Origin of the sequence: Marinobacter sp. ES-1, from assembly GCF_000475255.1 — a bacterium.
Classification (GTDB): domain Bacteria; phylum Pseudomonadota; class Gammaproteobacteria; order Pseudomonadales; family Oleiphilaceae; genus Marinobacter; species Marinobacter vinifirmus.
Genome location: NZ_AXBV01000041.1, coordinates 15,211 through 32,108, shown reverse-complemented (window position 1 = coordinate 32,108; position 16,898 = coordinate 15,211). Strand labels below are relative to the sequence as shown.

At 60.0% G+C, this 16,898-nt stretch carries 14 protein-coding genes; 12 read left to right on the top strand and 2 right to left on the bottom strand.

Annotated elements, in window-relative coordinates; translation table 11 throughout:
- The first annotated feature begins 37 nt into the window (after positions 1-37).
- Genes Q668_RS17290 through Q668_RS07705 form a run of 8 tightly spaced genes read left to right on the top strand, consistent with a single transcriptional unit; the run spans position 38 to position 7,959 of the window.
- Positions 38-1,642 carry a hypothetical protein gene (locus Q668_RS17290; protein ID WP_022989036.1) on the top strand — a complete coding sequence of 535 codons (1,605 nt, stop codon included), beginning with the start codon at positions 38-40 and terminating at the stop codon, positions 1,640-1,642.
- Entirely contained in the window at positions 1,639-4,428 is a 2,790-nt protein-coding gene (locus Q668_RS07735; protein WP_227498318.1) for a tetratricopeptide repeat protein, read from the top strand. Before Q668_RS17290 ends, Q668_RS07735 begins: the two co-directional genes overlap by 4 nt.
- Complete coding sequence (locus Q668_RS07730; RefSeq protein ID WP_022989034.1) at positions 4,418-4,909, top strand: tetratricopeptide repeat protein; 492 nt, start codon at positions 4,418-4,420, stop codon at positions 4,907-4,909. Before Q668_RS07735 ends, Q668_RS07730 begins: the two co-directional genes overlap by 11 nt.
- Positions 4,906-5,256 (top strand): hypothetical protein, encoded by a 351-nt coding sequence (locus Q668_RS07725; protein ID WP_022989033.1) that lies wholly within the window; start codon positions 4,906-4,908, stop codon positions 5,254-5,256. The genes Q668_RS07730 and Q668_RS07725 overlap by 4 nt, the downstream gene beginning before the upstream one ends.
- Before the next feature lie 26 nt (positions 5,257-5,282).
- On the top strand, positions 5,283-5,927 hold the full coding sequence (locus Q668_RS07720; protein WP_022989032.1) for a MotA/TolQ/ExbB proton channel family protein: 645 nt from the start codon (positions 5,283-5,285) through the stop codon (positions 5,925-5,927).
- Positions 5,928-5,967: 40 nt separating this feature from the next.
- Positions 5,968-6,498, top strand: coding sequence for an ExbD/TolR family protein (locus tag Q668_RS07715; protein WP_022989031.1), 531 nt, complete (start codon positions 5,968-5,970; stop codon positions 6,496-6,498).
- Positions 6,495-6,983, top strand: coding sequence for an ExbD/TolR family protein (locus Q668_RS07710; protein ID WP_036219463.1), 489 nt, complete (start codon positions 6,495-6,497; stop codon positions 6,981-6,983). Before Q668_RS07715 ends, Q668_RS07710 begins: the two co-directional genes overlap by 4 nt.
- On the top strand, positions 6,976-7,959 hold the full coding sequence (locus Q668_RS07705) for an AgmX/PglI C-terminal domain-containing protein (RefSeq protein ID WP_022989029.1): 984 nt from the start codon (positions 6,976-6,978) through the stop codon (positions 7,957-7,959). Before Q668_RS07710 ends, Q668_RS07705 begins: the two co-directional genes overlap by 8 nt.
- A gap of 11 nt (positions 7,960-7,970) precedes the next feature.
- On the opposite strand, the gene Q668_RS07700 is transcribed toward Q668_RS07705, so the two are convergent.
- Positions 7,971-8,456, bottom strand: coding sequence for a MaoC/PaaZ C-terminal domain-containing protein (locus Q668_RS07700; RefSeq protein ID WP_022989028.1), 486 nt, complete (start codon positions 8,454-8,456; stop codon positions 7,971-7,973).
- Positions 8,457-8,621: 165 nt separating this feature from the next.
- On the opposite strand from Q668_RS07700, the gene Q668_RS07695 reads away from it, so the two are divergent.
- The 3 genes from Q668_RS07695 (at position 8,622) to Q668_RS07685 (ending at position 15,607) form a co-directional block, all read left to right on the top strand.
- Positions 8,622-10,295, top strand: a complete 1,674-nt coding sequence (locus tag Q668_RS07695; RefSeq protein ID WP_022989027.1) for a long-chain fatty acid--CoA ligase — start codon at positions 8,622-8,624, stop codon at positions 10,293-10,295.
- Positions 10,296-10,435: 140 nt separating this feature from the next.
- A complete protein-coding gene (hrpA, locus tag Q668_RS07690; RefSeq protein WP_022989026.1) occupies positions 10,436-14,368 on the top strand; it encodes an ATP-dependent RNA helicase HrpA in 3,933 nt (1,310 codons plus the stop codon).
- A 117-nt stretch (positions 14,369-14,485) separates the two neighbouring features.
- A complete protein-coding gene (locus Q668_RS07685) occupies positions 14,486-15,607 on the top strand; it encodes a beta-ketoacyl-ACP synthase III (protein ID WP_022989025.1) in 1,122 nt (373 codons plus the stop codon).
- Between the two features lie 6 nt (positions 15,608-15,613).
- Here Q668_RS07685 and Q668_RS07680 read toward each other — a convergent pair whose 3' ends face one another.
- Positions 15,614-16,021 carry an acyl-CoA thioesterase gene (locus Q668_RS07680; RefSeq protein WP_022989024.1) on the bottom strand — a complete coding sequence of 136 codons (408 nt, stop codon included), beginning with the start codon at positions 16,019-16,021 and terminating at the stop codon, positions 15,614-15,616.
- Between the two features lie 90 nt (positions 16,022-16,111).
- On the opposite strand from Q668_RS07680, the gene Q668_RS07675 reads away from it, so the two are divergent.
- Positions 16,112-16,891 carry a VacJ family lipoprotein gene (locus tag Q668_RS07675; RefSeq protein ID WP_022989023.1) on the top strand — a complete coding sequence of 260 codons (780 nt, stop codon included), beginning with the start codon at positions 16,112-16,114 and terminating at the stop codon, positions 16,889-16,891.
- The last annotated feature ends 7 nt before the right edge of the window (positions 16,892-16,898 follow it).

Below are 16,898 nucleotides of genomic sequence, written 5' to 3'. Positions count from 1 at the left end.
ACGGAGCAGGGGGCTTTGGATATCCGGTCTTCCTGTTATGTTGATGATTGCAGCCATGGCCCAGGCCAGTGCTGCGGCCATCGACAACGCCATCAGTGGCCTGGAGGCTGAGGTCTCACGCCATGCTGCCAGCGTGCACACCCTTGAGCAAAAGCTCCGCAAGACCATCGATACCCGCGTTGCGGTTTCCCTCTCCCTCGCCAATCCGGAAGCACTGGACCTGGATTCTGTCGAACTGTTCCTGAATGGCCGGCCGGTTGGTAATCACCTCTTTACCCTTTCCGATAGGGATTCCCTTGAAGCCGGCCAGAGCTACCCCCTGTTTAGCGGCCATATGGCGGATGGCAATCATCAGCTGACCGCCGTTATCAACGCCAGGGCAGTGAACAAGCGGTTTGTCCGTCGTGAGGTGGTACACCCGTTCCGCAAAGTGTCGGGTGCGATGCAGCTGCAGATGAGCATCGACGCGACCGGACCGGATTACGAGCCCCGGCTTAGCCTGGGCAAACAGCCCTGGGCCGGGGCGACGCCCTCTGAAGCCGGGAATGCTGCAATTGCCCGGCCCAATCGACAAAAGGAATTGCTGCAGGATGCCGAGCAGGCCCGGCAGCAGGGCAGGCTCGACAAGGCCGGTCAGATTCTGGCCGGGATGAAGGAAGGTTACCTGGCGGCGGTGGGTTACATGAACCTGGCGGCGGACTTTGCCGAGACCGACCTTGATCCGTCCCGGGCGCTGGTTGCCCTGCGGGTGGCTATGTCGATGGCGGCCCATGATACCGAGTCGGCACGCAGCCGTGATTTACTCGACCAGCTGCATCTGCGCGCCGGTTACCTGGCCCTGAATAACGAGGAATACGATAAGGCGTTGGGGTTTCTGGAAAAGGTCTCGCTCGACAGTTACCACGCTCCGAGGGCGCTTTACCTGCATGGCCTCGCTCTTTCCGGCAAGGAGAACCACCGGGGCGCCATGCAGAGCTGGCACCGGGCCAAGAAGTTCCCCCTGGCGTTTCCCGGTGTGGCGGAAGCCTGGATTGGTATGGGGCGGGGCTACGACATTGCGGGATATCCCGGCCAGGCCGGGGAGTCCTGGCTGGCCGCCAACGTGGCCTTTGAAGGCGAGCGGACAACCCTTTCCAGGCTGGCAGATGGCATCAAAAGCGATGGCGCCTATAAAACCCTGGTAACCGATGCCCGCGGCCCGCAGACCGAGTGGTTCCTTTCGGACAGCCGAACCCTGACCCAGCCACGCATGGCCTATTTGCTTCGTTTCCTGGAAAAAGCCGACACCCAGATCGCGGTACGCCGGGTAGCCGGGCTGGACGAGATGTCGGCAATACTTGAAGAGAACCGGCACAACCTTGAAGTATTTGCGCAGGTCATCGAACACCACGGTGGCATGAGCGATCTGTTGGTAGCAGCCCGGGAACTGGCTACCACTGGCCGGGCGCTTGGCCAGCAGGTTTTGCAAACCCGGCAGCAGGCGTCCGGCCAACTGGACGAACTGGCCCTGGGCTTTGTGGCCAACGAAGACCGGCGCATGGAACACGCCATAGACAGAACCGAACAACAAGTGGCGCACCTGTACGAATACCTGGCACTGGAAAAACTGGCTTATGAAGCCAGCGGGGAGGGCGCCCAATGACCCCGATGGCCCCAATGAAAAGCACCGCCCGGCTGAAGTTACGTACCTGCTTGCTGATGGCAGCGCTGGTATCGGCACCGGCACTGGCCCAGGAATCCTTCCGGGTGGAGCTTGGTCGCGACGGCGAAACCCTGGGTGATATGCGCCCGGTGTTCCTGAAATTCGAAAGCCGGCCATTACCGGCCATTTCGCCTGCCGAAGTTGCTCGCCGCTACCAGAAGCTGTTCGAGAGTTCTGACGAACCGGAAGTGCGTATCGATGCCCTCAACCGCCTGAACAACATCCGTGACCGCTCCGGCCAGGAGGTAGGTTTTTCCGCCGAACAGGAGGCGGGTATCTACGAGGAAGTGCTGGAGAGCTATGAAGACATCCTGGCCAGGGGGTCTTTCTCCGGCCGGCTGGATGAACTGCTGTACCAGATGGCGAAAGCCCACGCGCTGACCGGCCAGCACCAGCAGTCCATCGACCGGCTTGAGCAGCTGATTGGCCTGTACCCGAAATCCCCGCTGGTGCCGGAAGCCCGGTTCCGGGTTGCTGAAGCCGACTTTTCCGCCGGTCGTTACCGGGAGGCCGAAGCGGGGTATCGCCAACTGCTTGATGGTGTTGGTAAACAGGATATCGCCTCAAAAGCTCGCTACATGATGGGCTGGAGCCAGTTCAAGCAGGGGGCAGGTGCCTGGGGTCGCTCGGTGGAATCGTTCATGGCGTTGCTGGATCAGCACCTGCCGGAGCCCGAACGGCTGAAGTCACCGCCGGCCGAGAGCCGGGACATGATCGAAGACAGCTTCCGTATCCTGGCGGTGATGGCGGCCCGCTCCGATAACGCCCGATCACTGGACCGCTGGCTTGCCGGGCGCAATCCGTCACCCTGGGTTCCGATTCTCTATGACCGGCTGGCGGATCTGCACGCGCATGAGGGCCGCTACCAGCAGGCAGTGGCGGTGAATGAAGCCTTTGCGGCAGCCTATCCGGACAACGCCGCAGCATCGGATATGCTGGCTCAGAGCGTTGAGTTCTGGCAGATGGCCGGAGATGTCGAGGCCGCCAGAGTCGCACGTTCCGATTATGTTGCGCGCTTCGCTTCGGATGCGCGTTATACCGCCCTGAACGGCAACCAGAAGGCAAATTGGCGGGATTACAGCCGGTTCCTGGCCGACTATCACTACGCCGGCAAGCGCTGGAGCCAGTCGGCTGATTATTACGAATCCTTGGCGTTGCGAGCCGATAACACCGGCGAAATCCTGCACCTGGCGGGCGATGCAAGATTGCAGATGGGGCGCCTCGACCAGGCCCTGGCCAATTTCGAGAAAGCGGCCTACACGTATTCCCATGACCGCTCTGCGGAATCTGCCTGGGCGGCGATCAGCATTCTGCGGGGCAGGCTGGGCAACCGCTCCGAACCTGTTACCGGGGCACTGGCCAGCCTGAGTTCCGCCGAACAACGCTACACCAATGCCTTCGGGCCGGATGCCAGGCTGTCCGCTTTACGTGCCGATCTCGCCAATCGCTGGCTGGAAGCCGGCGACGGCCAGCAGGCGCTTCGGTATGCCCGCGCCACGCTGGACTGGCCACAAGCCAGCCCTCGGGAACAGTACGCCGCCTGGCTGGTTACGGCCCGGGTACGGCAGGGTGATGGCGACTATCCGCAGGCGGAGGCAGCCTGGCGCCAGGCGCTGCAACTGGTGCAGGCAACTCCGGAGGTGGCCGAGTCCCGGGATGATGAGCAAAAAATCCAGAACCAGTTGGCCACCGCAATATACCGGCAAGCAGAAACCGCAGCGGGCGCTGGCAAGACGGCACTGGCCGTTGCCAATTTCCAGCGAGTGGAAACCATCCTCCCGGGCTCGGAAATCGCCATCAAGGCCCGCTTCGACGCTGCCAACACCCTGCTGAAGGCTGCAGACTGGCAAACCGCCATTAATGAATTGCGCCGGTTCCGCCTCGATTTCCCGGAAGATGCCCTTACGGCTGAAACCAGCGAAAAGCTGGTCTACGCCTATCAACAATCCGGCCAGCCGGTGAAAGCCGCGGGCGAACTCATGGCCGCAGCCGGTTCTGCGCCAGAGCCCTGGCCCATAAAATTGCGTGCCGCAGCGCTGTACCACGAGGCGGGTGCTGAGCCGGAACGTAACGATCTTTACCAGCAGTGGCTGGCCGTTGCGCCTGAGCCCGCCGATGCGAGGGATCACCTGCAGCAGCAGAGTATGCGTCAGCGCCTGATTGAGTCTGGCGTCGATGTTTCCAATCAGCAGAACACCCTGTTGGCCCGGGAAGACGCCAGTGAGTGGCACTCGGAAGAGACCCTGCAATGGGCCGCAGACGCTGCGTTGGCGCTGGGTTCCGATGCCGCTGAACGTTTCGCAGCCATTGCGTTGACTGCGCCCCTCGAAACCACACTCGCCAGAAAACAGCAAGCCATGGAGCAGGCGCAAACCTACCTGCTGCAGGCGGAGTCCTTTGCCGGTGAGGCCGTGCAGTCCGAAGTCCTTTACCGGCGGGCAGAGCTCTACCGAACCCTGGCCAGTGACCTGATGGCATCAGAGGTGCCGGCCGAACTGAACGATATGGAAACCATGCAATACCAGATGCTGCTGGAGGAAGAAGCCTTCCCGCTGGAAGAACGGGCCATGGAACTGCATGCCCGTAACCATCAGCGCATTACCGGGCAGGGCTATGACCGGTGGATCGCCCGCAGCCTGGAAGCGCTGGCAGGTATGCATCCGGGCCGTTACCAGAGGGAACTGCGATGGATGAACTGGAACATGGAGGGTAACGATGATGCCTGAGTTCAGTATTCGCTGCCGCACGGTCGGTGCACTGATCGGACTGGTTATGCTGGCGGGGTGTGCCGCTAATGCGCCTGTCTCCAAACAAGCGGAACCGGAGCCTGTACGTTCGCCGGAGCAGGCCCGGGAACTGTCCCGGCAGGGCATGCTCGCGCACCAGCAAGGCCAGACATCGGCTGCCATTGAAGCACTGCAAAAAGCCGTGGCGCTGGACCCGACCGACGCCGCGGCGGCCAACAACCTGGCCCTGCTGCTGAAGCAGGAAAACCGGTTTAAAGAGGCCGCCGGCGTGCTCAAAACCGCCATCCAGGCCAGCCCGGATGTGGCTGATCTCCATTACAACCTGGCCGTTATTTCAGAACTTTACCTGCTCGATCTTTCCGCTGCGCTTAATCATTACCAGCGCTATACCGAGTTGGCCGCAGAGGAGGACAAGGCCGTTACCGGCTGGATGGCCGACCTTCAGAGTGGGTTGCAATGAGCGCAGTAGTTCGTGCTGTCGCAACCGCCCTGATACTGGTTTCTGCCTCTACTGCGTTGGCTCAAAGTGCCGACACAAATCAGGCTGACTCTCCGGAGCAGCCTGGCTTTGAGGTGGCCGGAATTTCCGCCAGTGGCGGCGAAGACGACCCCCGTGTGCTCTACATTTTGCCCTGGCAGGCACCCAGCCTGCCGCGCCGGCCCCGGGCCGAACTGAACCGGGAAGCGCCGGAACTGGATCAACCACTTTCAACCCGGACGCTGGAAAGTCATCGCCAGTTCCGGCAGACCCTGAACCCGCTGGTGCTGCAGCCCTTAACCGCAGCACCCGGCCAGACCCAACCGTGACACAGCAGTAAACGGAGAAACGCACCATGCTCGACACCATCATCCGATTCTTTCAGGAAGGCGGCCCATTCATGTACCCCATCGCGCTGGTTCTGGCGCTTGGCCTGGCCATAACACTGGAACGCTTCATCTACCTGGGAGCAGTGCGGCGCAGAAACCGACTCGCGTTTGAGCGGGGTATTCTGCCGGCCCTGCAAAAGCGGGATTTCAAGCGGGCCATGAAAGCTGCGTCTACCTCCGACAGCGCCATTGCGGCCGTGATGGGGGCCGGGATTTCCCGCCTGCTGTCCAACAGCCGCCGTGAAGACATCGAATACGCCATGGAAGAAGGCTTGATGGAGGTCTTGCCAAGGCTGGAAAAGCGCACCCAGTACCTGGCAACCCTGGCCAATGTCGCCACGCTGCTTGGCCTGCTTGGCACCATCATCGGCCTGATCGCCGCTTTTACCGCGGTTGCCGCGGCGGATCCGGCCCAGAAAGCCACCTTGTTGTCGGAAAGTATTTCAGTAGCCATGAACACCACCGCCTTTGGCCTGATCTCTGCCATTCCGCTGCTGCTGTTCCACGCCTTGCTGCAAACCCGCACCAATGAAATTGTCGACAGCTTCGAAATGGCCGGCGTGAAACTGCTGAACATTGTGTCCGACCCGGATGCACCGGTCGCTGCGTGAGCCCGCATCATAAAGCCAGGACAAACAGGAGTATGGCGATATGAGACGTCGACATCGCAGGCTTGAGGCCTCGGCGGACCTGGACATTACCGCGTTTCTGAACCTGATGATCGTGTTGGTTCCGGTATTGCTGCTGGGCATGGTGTTCACCCAGATCCGCATGATCGAGCTCAACTTTCCGGGCATGGAAGCGGGGGAGGCTCCACCGGCAGACCAGTTTCGCCTGGTGGTTACCGTGATTCCAGAAGGGCTGGAGGTAGCCGACAGCGACCGCGGGCTGATCGAGGTGCTGCCGGCGAAAGAGCAGAATCAGGACTACGAGGGCTTGCGCACGGTGCTGCAGCAGATCAAGTCCCGGGTGCCGGATAAAACCGATGTGATCCTGGAAGTGGGGCCGGAGGTGGATTACCAGACCCTGGTGACCGTCATGGATACGGTGCGTTCCTATTCGGCGGTGGTGGCCGCCAGCGTGGTGGAAGCGGAGCTGTTTCCGGATGTTTCCCTGATGGATACTGAAGAGGGCCGGACACTGGCCGCCCGGGCTGATGCGGCAAACGGGGAGGGCGCATGAAAACTTCCCGCAGAGCAAGGCTGCGCCAGCGTCATTACCGCAGGATGCACCGGGCCGGAGGCCTGAACCTGGTGTCGTTGATGGATATCTTCACCATCCTGGTGTTCTTCCTGATGGTGAATTCCTCTGATGTAAAAGTGATGCAGAACACCGCCGATGTGCCTTTACCGGTTTCCACCTCGGAGAAGGATGCCGTTGAGAACCTGACCATTCAAGTCAGCGGCCAGTCCATTCTGGTGCAGGGCCGGGAAGTCGCCCGGGTGGATAGCATCGGTGCCGATGACCTGCACGTGGCCGGCTTGTCGGAAGAGCTGGCCTATCGCCGAAATCGCTGGGCGGAGATACCGGAACAGGGCCTGGAAGTCACCATTATGGCAGGCCGGGAGACCGACTATCGCCTGTTACGAAAGATTATGAAAACCTGCGTAGACGAGCAGTTCCGCCAGGTGCGGCTGGCCGTGGAAGCGGAGGTTCGCAATGGCTGAGCGTCAGCAGGTCGGAAGCACCCGTTTACCCTGGAGCCGTGACCGGGCCGAAAGCATTCGCTTTGGCGTAATTGTGATCGTGATGCTGGCGGCATTCCTGGTGCCTGCGGTGATCATTCCGGGGCTGACCGTGCCCGAGCCGGAGCGGTCCGAGGCCGAAAAGGTGCCGCCCAGACTGGCCCGGCTGGTCGAAACCCCGGCGCCGGTAGAACCGCCTGAGCCGGTCAAACCTGAACCCGAACCTGAGCCAGAGCCAGAGCCAGAGCCCGAACCGGTCGCAAAAGCCGAGGAAGTGACGCCGCCGGAACCGGCTCCGCAGCCCCAGCCGGAACCTGCAAAACCGGTGGCAACCATCGCGGATAAGCCTGCCCAGACTACCGAGCAAGCGAGGGAAACCGCCTCCCGCTCCGGCCTTTTTGCCATGAAAGACCGGCTGGCCGCCTTAACCCGGGCAGAACAAACGCCGGTACCGGTGGCACGGCAGGCCAATATCACGGGTGATGAATCTGATGTGGCGGAACCCGAGGTGAACCGGGAGCAAGCGTTAGCCGGCAGTGGTGGCGTGCAGGACAGTGACGCGCCAGTCAGGGAGGTAGCGGTTGCCGAACACCAGGTGAGTCAGGTGCAGGCACCGAAAGAAGAGGTGCAGGTGGCCCGGGCGAAACCTGCTGCCAGGCCTTCGGTTGGCCAGCGCGCCATGAGCAATATCCGGCAGGTATTCGATGCCCAGAAGAGTGTGCTGTATTCGCTGTACCAGCGGGAGCTGCGGCAGGATCCGACCCTGGAAGGTAAGGTTACCCTGGAACTGGTTATCGAGCCGGACGGCAGTGTCTCGGCCTGTCAGGTGGTGGGCTCAGAACTTGGTAACCCGGGCCTTGAGCAGCGCATCGCCATGCGGGTGCGGATGTTCAACTTCGGGTCGGCGCAGGTAGAAACCCGGAAGGTTCAATTCCCGATTGAATTCCTTCCGGGCTGATCAGCGCCGGTTCAGCCTTCGATGGTAATCTTCGGCAGGTGGGGTTTCTGCAGGGAGATTTTCTCGGTAGGGGCGATCACCTTGGCTTCGCCGCTGACCACTTGCTGGTCGTTCTGGTTGCGCACATCGCAACCGAACACCACCCGGTTCTTCGGTTCCTTGGCCAGCACCGTGAGGGTGACGGTCAGGGTATCGTCCAGCTTCACCGGCCGCTTGAATGCCAGGCTTTGCTCCAGGTAGATCGTGCCCGGGCCCGGCATCACGGTCGCCAGTGCGGCAGAAATCAGGGAGCCACTCCACATGCCATGGGCAATGCGTTCCTTGAACATGGATTCAGCGGCAAATTCGGAGTCCAGGTGCACCGGGTTAACATCACCGGACACGGCCGCAAACAGCACCAGCTCGTCTTCGGTCAGGGTTCGGGTGAAGGTGGCAGAATCGCCTTCGTTCAGCTCGCTGTAGGTGATATTTTCCAGGGTATCGAGGGTGTCGCTCATCACAGGCTCCGGTGATTGGTGTTTCCGGCAAGGGGAGTGCTTTCGTTGTCCTGAAACCTACCTCATCGTTAACAAAACTGCTATTCTCTCCACCACTTTTTGAGGCTGATACTTTTGTAGGGTTGATTTTTTAATCAATTCGCGCCGTTCAGACAGGAGATGGTGATGGATTTCGAGCAGTTCTATCAAGACAAATACCCCGCCGGCATTCCCCGGGAGGTAGACCTTAAGAAATACAAGAACATGGTGGATGTCTTGGAGCAGGCCGTTAAGAAATACGGTGACCGCCCGGCATTCTCCGCAGTCGGCGCCACGCTGACCTACAAGGATCTTGATACCCAGAGCCGCAACTTTGCTGCGTGGCTTCAGAACAAAACCGACCTGAAACCCGGCGACCGCATCGCGGTACAAATGCCCAACGTTTCCCAGTACCCGGTTGTGGTTTTCGGTGCCATGCGTGCGGGCATGATCGTGGTGAACACCAACCCGCTGTATACCACCCGTGAAATGGAGCACCAGTTCAACGACTCCGGCGCCAAGGCTTTGGTGGTACTGGCTAACATGGCGGAAAACGCGGAGAAGGTGCTGCCTCATACCGGTATCGAGCATGTCATCATTACCGAAGTGGCCGACATGCATTCACCGCTCAAGCGTACCCTGATGAACGCTGCGGTTAAGTACCTGAAGAAAATGGTACCGCCGTTCAACATCCCCGGTGCCCACAAGCTGCCAGCCGTACTCAGCGCCGGTGCTCGCGAGAAGTTCACCCCGGTCGACATAAAGCTGGATGACCTGGCGGTACTGCAGTACACCGGCGGTACAACCGGCGTAGCCAAGGGAGCCATGCTGACCCACGCCAACCTGGTGGCAAACCTGACGCAGGTTCGCCCGATGCTGGAAGATCAGATTGAAGAAGGCAAGGAAGTGGTGATTGCACCGCTGCCCCTGTACCACATTTATTCCTTCACCCTGAACTGCGGCATCATGCTGGAAGCCGGCGCCCACAACATCCTGATCCCGAACCCCCGTGATATCCCGGGCTTTGTGAAGGAGCTGCAGAAGCAGAAGTTCTCCGCCTTTATCGGCCTGAACACCCTGTTTGTCGCCCTGTGCAACAACGAAGAATTCCAGGACCTGGACTTCTCCGGCCTGAAGCTGACCGCCTCCGGTGGTATGGCCCTGACCAGCGACACCGCCAAGATGTGGGAGCGTGTGACCGGTTGTGAAATCAGCGAAGGTTACGGCATGACCGAAACCTCCCCGGTGGTTACCTTCAACCCCCGCAGCGCCATCCAGATTGGCACCATCGGCCTGCCGATTCCGTCTACCGTGATCAAGACCATTGATGACGACGGCAATGAAACCCCGGTTGGCGAACCCGGTGAGCTGTGCGTGAAAGGCCCGCAGGTAATGCGTGGTTACTGGCAGCGCCCGGATGACACCCAGAAGTCATTCACTGAAGACGGTTACCTGAAAACCGGCGACATCGCGCTGATCCAGGAAGACGGCTACATTCGTATCGTCGACCGTAAAAAAGACATGATTATCGTGTCTGGCTTCAACGTGTTCCCGAACGAAATCGAAGACGTGGTAACCAGCCATCCGAAAGTGGTGGAGTGTGCTGCGGTTGGTATCCCGGATGCCAAGAGCGGCGAAGCCGTGAAGGTTTACGTGGTGCCCACCAAGGAAGGTGTTACCGCCAACGAGATCAAGGAATTCTGCCGCGAGCGCCTGACCGCGTACAAGGTGCCCAAGCACTTTGAATTCCGCGACGAACTGCCCAAGAGCAACGTGGGCAAGATCCTGCGCCGCGAACTGCGGGATGAAGCCAACGCCTGATTCCAGGTGTTGCCTGCTCTCCCGGGAGAGCCCAGAGACCCTGCTTCGGCGGGGTCTTTGTGTTTCTGCAGGGGCGATTTCCCGTTAGACTGTGGCGCCTGAACAGATCCAGCCCCCAGCAAGAGCCCGTAAACCGAGCAATGACAGAACCGACCCGTAGTAACGCACCCGATACCACCACCGCTGACCCGCAAGCAGCCGTGAAGGCTTTTATGAGCCAGCTGGATGCCTGTAACCAGCAGGAGGCGGCGCGCATTATTCGTCAGATCAGCCGGAGCAAGGGCAAGCCCGGGCAGAAGGATCTGGAGAAAATGGCACGCTGGCTGGATCAGGGGCTGGACAAGGTGCAGAAGCGACAAGCCCTGCACAAGCCAGCCAGTTTTCCGGACAGCCTGCCGGTCAGTGCCCGGGTAGAGGACATCAGCCGGGCCATCGAGCAAAACCAGGTGGTCATCATCGCCGGCGAAACCGGCTCCGGTAAAACCACCCAGATTCCCAAAATCTGCCTGAACCTGGGCCGGGGCATCCGCGGGCTGGTGGGCCATACCCAGCCCCGGCGGATTGCCGCACGCAGTGTGTCGGCCCGGATTGCGGAGGAACTGGGCGAACAGGTGGGCCAGCAGGTGGGTTACCAGGTGCGTTTCACCGATAACACCTCCGAGTCGTCCCGGATCAAGGTGATGACAGACGGTATCCTGCTGGCGGAAATCCAACACGACCGCTTTCTCGACAAGTACGACACCCTGATTATCGATGAAGCCCACGAGCGCAGCCTGAATATCGACTTCCTGCTGGGCTACCTGCGCCAGTTGCTGCCCAAGCGGCCGGACCTGAAAATCATCATCACCTCCGCCACCATTGAGGTAGATCGCTTCAGCGAGTTCTTTGACAAGGCCCCGGTGATTGAAGTCAGCGGCCGTACCTATCCGGTGGATGTTCGCTACCGCCCGCTGGCGGGAGATGAAGACGACCGGGATCAGGGCTGGACCGATGGGGTGCTCTCGGCCCTCGAAGAAATCGAACAGCACGAGCGCACGGAAAAACAGCCTCCGGGGGATGTGCTGGTGTTCCTGCCGGGCGAGCGGGAAATCCGGGCCCTGAGCAAGGTGCTGCGCCATGCCGAGCTGCGCCACACCGAAGTGCTGCCGCTGTATTCCCGGCTCAGTAACCAGGAGCAGAACCGCGTTTTCCAGGCCCACAAGGGCCGGCGCATTGTGCTTTCTACCAACGTGGCGGAAACCTCCCTGACGGTGCCTGGCATCCGCTATGTGATCGACACCGGCGTTGCCCGCATCAGCCGTTACAGCGTTCGTTCAAAGATCCAGCGCCTGCCTATCGAGCCCATCTCCCAGGCCAGTGCCAACCAGCGGGCAGGGCGTTGTGGCCGGGTGGCACCGGGTATCTGTTTTCGCCTGTACGATGAAACCGATTTCCTGAATCGCCCGGAGTTCACCGATCCGGAGATTCTGCGTACCAACCTGGCGTCCGTTATTCTGCAGATGGCCACCTCCGGGCTGGGCGAGATTCGCCATTTCCCGTTCCTGGAAGCACCGGATCGCCGCCAGGTGAACGATGGCTACAAACTGCTGGAAGAGCTGAGCGCGGTTGACGACAAGCGGCGGGTTACCAAACTCGGCCGCACCATGGCTCGCTTGCCGCTGGACCCGCGGCTGGCGCGGATGCTGGTCACCGCTGCCGACCACGGCAGCCTTGCCGAAGTGCTGATTGTGATCGCCGGCCTGAGTATCCAGGACCCGAGAGAGCGGCCCCAGGACAAGCAACAGGCGGCAGACCAGGCGCACGCCCCGTTCAACGACAAGGAATCCGACTTTGCGACCTTGTTGAATATCTGGAACTGGTTCGAGGAGCAGCGCCAGGAGTTGTCCCAGAACCAGCTGAAAAAGCTGTGCCAGAAAACTTTCCTGAGCTGGATGCGCATGCGGGAGTGGCGCGATATCCATCGCCAGCTGACCCTGATTTGTCGCGAGCAAAAGCTCAGCATGAACCGGGACCCGGCCAACTACGACCGGATCCACAAGGCTATTCTGGCCGGCTTGCTGGGCCAGATTGCCGTGAAAGTGGAAAAGCGGGAATACCTGGCCACCCGAAACCGTAAGGTGATGATCTTCCCCGGTTCGAAAGTGGCCAAGTCCGGCCCCAAGTGGATCGTGGCGGCAGAAATTGTCGAAACCAGCAAGGTGTTCGCCCGCATGGTGGCGGGCATACAGCCGGAGTGGGTAGAACCGCTGGCGGGTCATATTGTGAAGCACCACTATTTCGAGCCCCACTGGGAACAGAAGCGAGCCCAGGTCATGGGGTATGAAAAGGTCACCCTCTACGGCCTGGATGTGGTGCCCAAACGCCGCATTCCCTACGCCAAGGTCGACCCTGAAGAATGCCGTAACCTGTTTATCCGGCGGGCGCTGGTGGAGGGCGATTATCAGTCCAAAGCCCCCTTTATTGCCCGCAACCGGGAAATGCTCGACACCGTCGAGAACCTGGAAAAGAAAACCCGCCGCCGGGACCTGCTGGTAGACGACGAAGTGCTGGTGGCCTTCTACGACGAGCGCCTGCCTTCGGAAATCGTCAGTGGCCGGCATTTTGAAAGCTGGTGGAAAGGCCTGTCGGCAGAAGAACTGAAAAAGCTGGAACTGACCGAAGCCGATGTGCTGCAACGCCCGCTGGACCAGGGCGCGGCGGAGCAGTATCCCGACTACCTGGAGTGGGAAGGGGTGAAATACCCCCTGAGCTATGAATTCGAGCCCACCAGCGAGCGTGACGGGGTGACCCTGAAAGTGCCCCTGATGGCCCTGAAGCAGATTCCTTCCCGCCGGCTGGAGTGGCTGGTGCCAGGGCTTTTGCGAGAGAAATGCATCGCACTGGTTAAAGGCTTGCCCAAATCCCTGCGCCGGAACTTTGTGCCGGTGCCGGATTTTGTCGATGCCGCGCTCGCCAACATGCAGCCGAGTAACGAGCCGCTGGCCCTGAAGCTGGGCGAGCAGCTGCGCCGGATGACCGGTGTGCAGATTGATCCCCAGGCCTGGCCGGAAGACGAATTACCCAGACACCTGCGGATGAACCTTCGGGTAACCGGCAACAAGGATAAAACCATTGCCGAAAGCCGGGACACCGACGAGCTTCAGGCCAGGCTTGAGGGCAGGGCAACCGAAGCGCTGGCGTCGGTTACCAGCGAAAACACCGGCGAACACAAGGTAAAGGAATACCCGGACTGGCAGTTCGGTAGTCTGCCGGAGCAGGTCCAGACCGAAAAGGGCGGTATGCAAGTAACCGTGTACCCGGCCCTGGAAGACCTGGGCAAACAGGTGCGGGAAATCCGCTGCCTGGACCGGCTGACCGCCGGGGATACCACCCGCCGTGGTATCGCCCGCCTGATCATCAATCGTTTCGGAAACACCCTGTCAGACCTGGAGCGCAAGCTGCCCCGGTTCAAACAGTCGGCACTGATGTTTGCCCCGGTCGGGCAGGCGAAGGCACTGCTGGATGACCTGCTGTTGTCTGCGGTGATGCAGCATTTCCTGGCCGGCGACCTGCCCAGGGATGAAGACGCCTTCAACCGGGTTTACGAGCAGCACCGGGGCGATTTCATTCCAGCCCTGGAAGCGGCGGATGAGCGACTGTTCCAGGCCATGAGCGGCTACCAGAAGGTGGCAAAGCAACTCAAAGGCAAGATCAACCTGGCCCTCGCCAACAGCATGGCAGACCTGAAATTCCAGTTGCAGCACCTGGTGTATCCCGGTTTCCTGGTGGCCACGCCGGCAACGTGGCTGGATCGATTCGGGGTGTATTTCGAATCGGCTTTGATACGGCTGGAGAAAATGCCCCGGGAAATGGGTCGGGAGCGGGAGTTTCTGCACGCCATCGAGCCGCTCTGGGCCCGTTATGCCACCAGGCAGGAACAGCAGAAACGCCAGGGCGTTCGTGACCCGGAACTGGAACTGTACCGGTGGATGCTGGAAGAGTACCGGATCTCCTTCTTCGCCCAGCAACTGGGCACCGCCATGACGGTGTCGGTCAAGCGGCTGGATAAACAGTGGGAAAACACCCGAATATAAATTGCACCAGCCTGGTGCCCGAGGATGATAGTCCAGCGGGCAAATCCGGCGGACTGTGTTAGTATTTCTGACAGTTAATTGTCAAAAACTGTTTTATAACCATGACGTGGGGTTATTGTGATTAAAGCCGTCATCAGCGGAACCGGCCTGTTTACGCCGCCCGCCATCATCGAGAACGACGAACTGGTCGAAGCCTTCAACCAGTATGTAGAGCTGTACAACAACGAACACGCGGAAGAGATAGCCCGCGGCGAGCTGACAGCCCTGCAACCCTCGTCATCTGCTTTTATCGAAAAGGCGTCTGGCATCAAGCGCCGGCACGTGATCGACCGGGAAGGAATCCTGGACCCGAAGCGGATGAAACCGTACATTCCCGAGCGCAGCAACGATGAGCCATCGGTGCAGTGCGACATGGCAGTTGCAGCCTGTAAAGAAGCCCTTGAACAGGCAGGTAAAACCGCCGCCGATGTAGACGCGGTGATTGTGGCATGCTCCAACATGCAGCGCGCCTATCCCGCCGTGGCCATTGAGGTGCAGGAAGCCCTGGGTATTAACGGCTTCGCCTACGACATGAACGTGGCCTGCAGTTCTGCCACCTTCGGCTTGCAGGCTGCGGTGAACTCGGTGGAAAACGGTGCCGCCCGCGCCGTACTGGTGGTCAGCCCGGAAATCTGCTCCGGCCACCTGAACTTCCGTGACCGCGACAGCCACTTTATCTTTGGTGACGCCTGCACCGCCATTCTGGTGGAGCGGGAAGAAAACACCCAGCCGGGGCAGGGCTTCGAGATCCTGGGCACTCGTCTGAAGACCCAGTTCTCCAACAACATCCGTAACAACTTCGGTTTCCTGAACCGGGCGGATGACAGTGGCGTGGGCAAGCCGGACAAGCTGTTTATCCAGCAGGGCCGGAAAGTATTCAAGGAAGTGTCACCGCTGGTGGCTTCCACCATTCAGGATCACCTGGCTTCCCTGAATCTGGAACCGGACAACCTGGACCGCATGTGGCTGCACCAGGCCAACCTGAACATGAACCAGCTGATTGCCCGCAAGGTTCTGGGCCGGGATGCCACCGAGCAGGAAGCACCGGTGATTCTGGACGAATACGCCAACACCAGCTCCGCCGGTTCCATCATTGCCTTCCACAAGCACAAGGATGACCTGAAAGCCGGCGACCTGGGAGTGATCTGCTCCTTCGGTGCCGGCTATTCCATCGGCAGCGTGGTGGTTCGCCACCGCTAATGCGGTTTACCGCGCTGCCAGGGCCTTCAGGGTGTCTGGCAGCGGGGTGGATTTGCGGGTTGTCCGGTCTATCCACACGATCTTTGCATAGCCTTCCGCGTAGATATCGCCGGTGTCGGCATCTTTCAGTAAGTGGTAAGTGTCGAGGCTGGTCGTTCCCGCTTTGTCTGCATAAGTTTCAACAACCACGCTGGCAGGGTGCGTCAGTTCCTTCAGAAAGGTGGCGCTGGTCTTTATAATAACCGGTCCGGTCGGGTCTTCTGCTTTACCCAGACCCAGTTCCGCCAGCCAGACAATGCGGGCTTCCTCGTAAAAACGGAAGTAAACTGTATTATTGGCGTGGCCGTATGCATCCATATCGCCCCAGCGCAGGGCCATGGACATTGAGCTGACGGGATTACCCGGTACAGACATCTGAGTTTCCTCCGGAACAGTGACACAAGAATAATAAAACGCCGGTATTGTCGACGAACTGAAACAGGTTAAACAACCCGAGAGTGCAAAATGAGAGAGTTTGATATCCGGCGTTGGGCGCCCGGCGTGCTGCTGTTTATGGCACTGGCCCTTGGTGCAACAACCGTGCAGGCCCAGAATCTGCAAGAGCCGCCCATGGAAGGCGAGGCGATGCCTGCCAATACCGACGACCCCTACGAGAACTGGAACCGCAAGGTTTACGCCTTCAACGATGCCATCGACCGCTGGTTCCTGCGCCCGGTAGCCAGTGGTTACCGGACCGTGACCCCGGACATCGTAGACCGCGGGGTAACCAATTTCTTCAACAACCTCACCGAAATCCGCAACTTCACCAACAGCCTGTTTCAGCTGAAAGGGGAATCGGCAGTGGTGGCATTTGGCCGTTTTACCTTCAATACCGTGTTCGGCCTGGGCGGTATCTTTGATGTAGCCACGGCGTGGGATCTGCCCGAGCGGCCGGAAGATTTCGGCCAGACCCTCGGCCACTGGGGCGTCGGCTCCGGCCCTTACCTGATGCTTCCGCTGCTGGGCCCGTCCACGCCACGGCATTTTAGCGGCCTGGCCTCAGACAGTTTTATGCTGCCGTCAGCCTGGGATGCGGTCGACAGCCCGGAATGGTATTACCTGCGCACCCTGCAGATTGTTGATAAGCGGGCAGACCTGATTCCAGCGGAAAGCTTTATTTCCGGGGACCAGTACACGTTTGTGCGCAATGCCTTCCTGCAGCGTCGTGAATTCCTGATTAACGATGGTAAGATCACGGAAGATCCCTTCGCGGACGACGATGATTTCATGCTCGAGGATTTCTGAGCAGTAA

What these genes read in the sequence shown, in the direction of transcription:
- Q668_RS17290 (WP_022989036.1), top strand. Translation starts at nt 38, where the DNA reads ATGTTGATGATTGCAGCCATGGCCCAGGCCAGTGCTGCGGCCATCGAC.
- Q668_RS07735 (WP_227498318.1), top strand. Translation starts at nt 1,639, where the DNA reads ATGACCCCGATGGCCCCAATGAAAAGCACCGCCCGGCTGAAGTTACGT.
- Q668_RS07730 (WP_022989034.1), top strand. Translation starts at nt 4,418, where the DNA reads ATGATGCCTGAGTTCAGTATTCGCTGCCGCACGGTCGGTGCACTGATC.
- Q668_RS07725 (WP_022989033.1), top strand. Translation starts at nt 4,906, where the DNA reads ATGAGCGCAGTAGTTCGTGCTGTCGCAACCGCCCTGATACTGGTTTCT.
- Q668_RS07720 (WP_022989032.1), top strand. Translation starts at nt 5,283, where the DNA reads ATGCTCGACACCATCATCCGATTCTTTCAGGAAGGCGGCCCATTCATG.
- Q668_RS07715 (WP_022989031.1), top strand. Translation starts at nt 5,968, where the DNA reads ATGAGACGTCGACATCGCAGGCTTGAGGCCTCGGCGGACCTGGACATT.
- Q668_RS07710 (WP_036219463.1), top strand. Translation starts at nt 6,495, where the DNA reads ATGAAAACTTCCCGCAGAGCAAGGCTGCGCCAGCGTCATTACCGCAGG.
- Q668_RS07705 (WP_022989029.1), top strand. Translation starts at nt 6,976, where the DNA reads ATGGCTGAGCGTCAGCAGGTCGGAAGCACCCGTTTACCCTGGAGCCGT.
- Q668_RS07700 (WP_022989028.1), bottom strand. Translation starts at nt 8,456, where the DNA reads ATGAGCGACACCCTCGATACCCTGGAAAATATCACCTACAGCGAGCTG.
- Q668_RS07695 (WP_022989027.1), top strand. Translation starts at nt 8,622, where the DNA reads ATGGATTTCGAGCAGTTCTATCAAGACAAATACCCCGCCGGCATTCCC.
- hrpA (WP_022989026.1), top strand. Translation starts at nt 10,436, where the DNA reads ATGACAGAACCGACCCGTAGTAACGCACCCGATACCACCACCGCTGAC.
- Q668_RS07680 (WP_022989024.1), bottom strand. Translation starts at nt 16,021, where the DNA reads ATGTCTGTACCGGGTAATCCCGTCAGCTCAATGTCCATGGCCCTGCGC.
- Q668_RS07675 (WP_022989023.1), top strand. Translation starts at nt 16,112, where the DNA reads ATGAGAGAGTTTGATATCCGGCGTTGGGCGCCCGGCGTGCTGCTGTTT.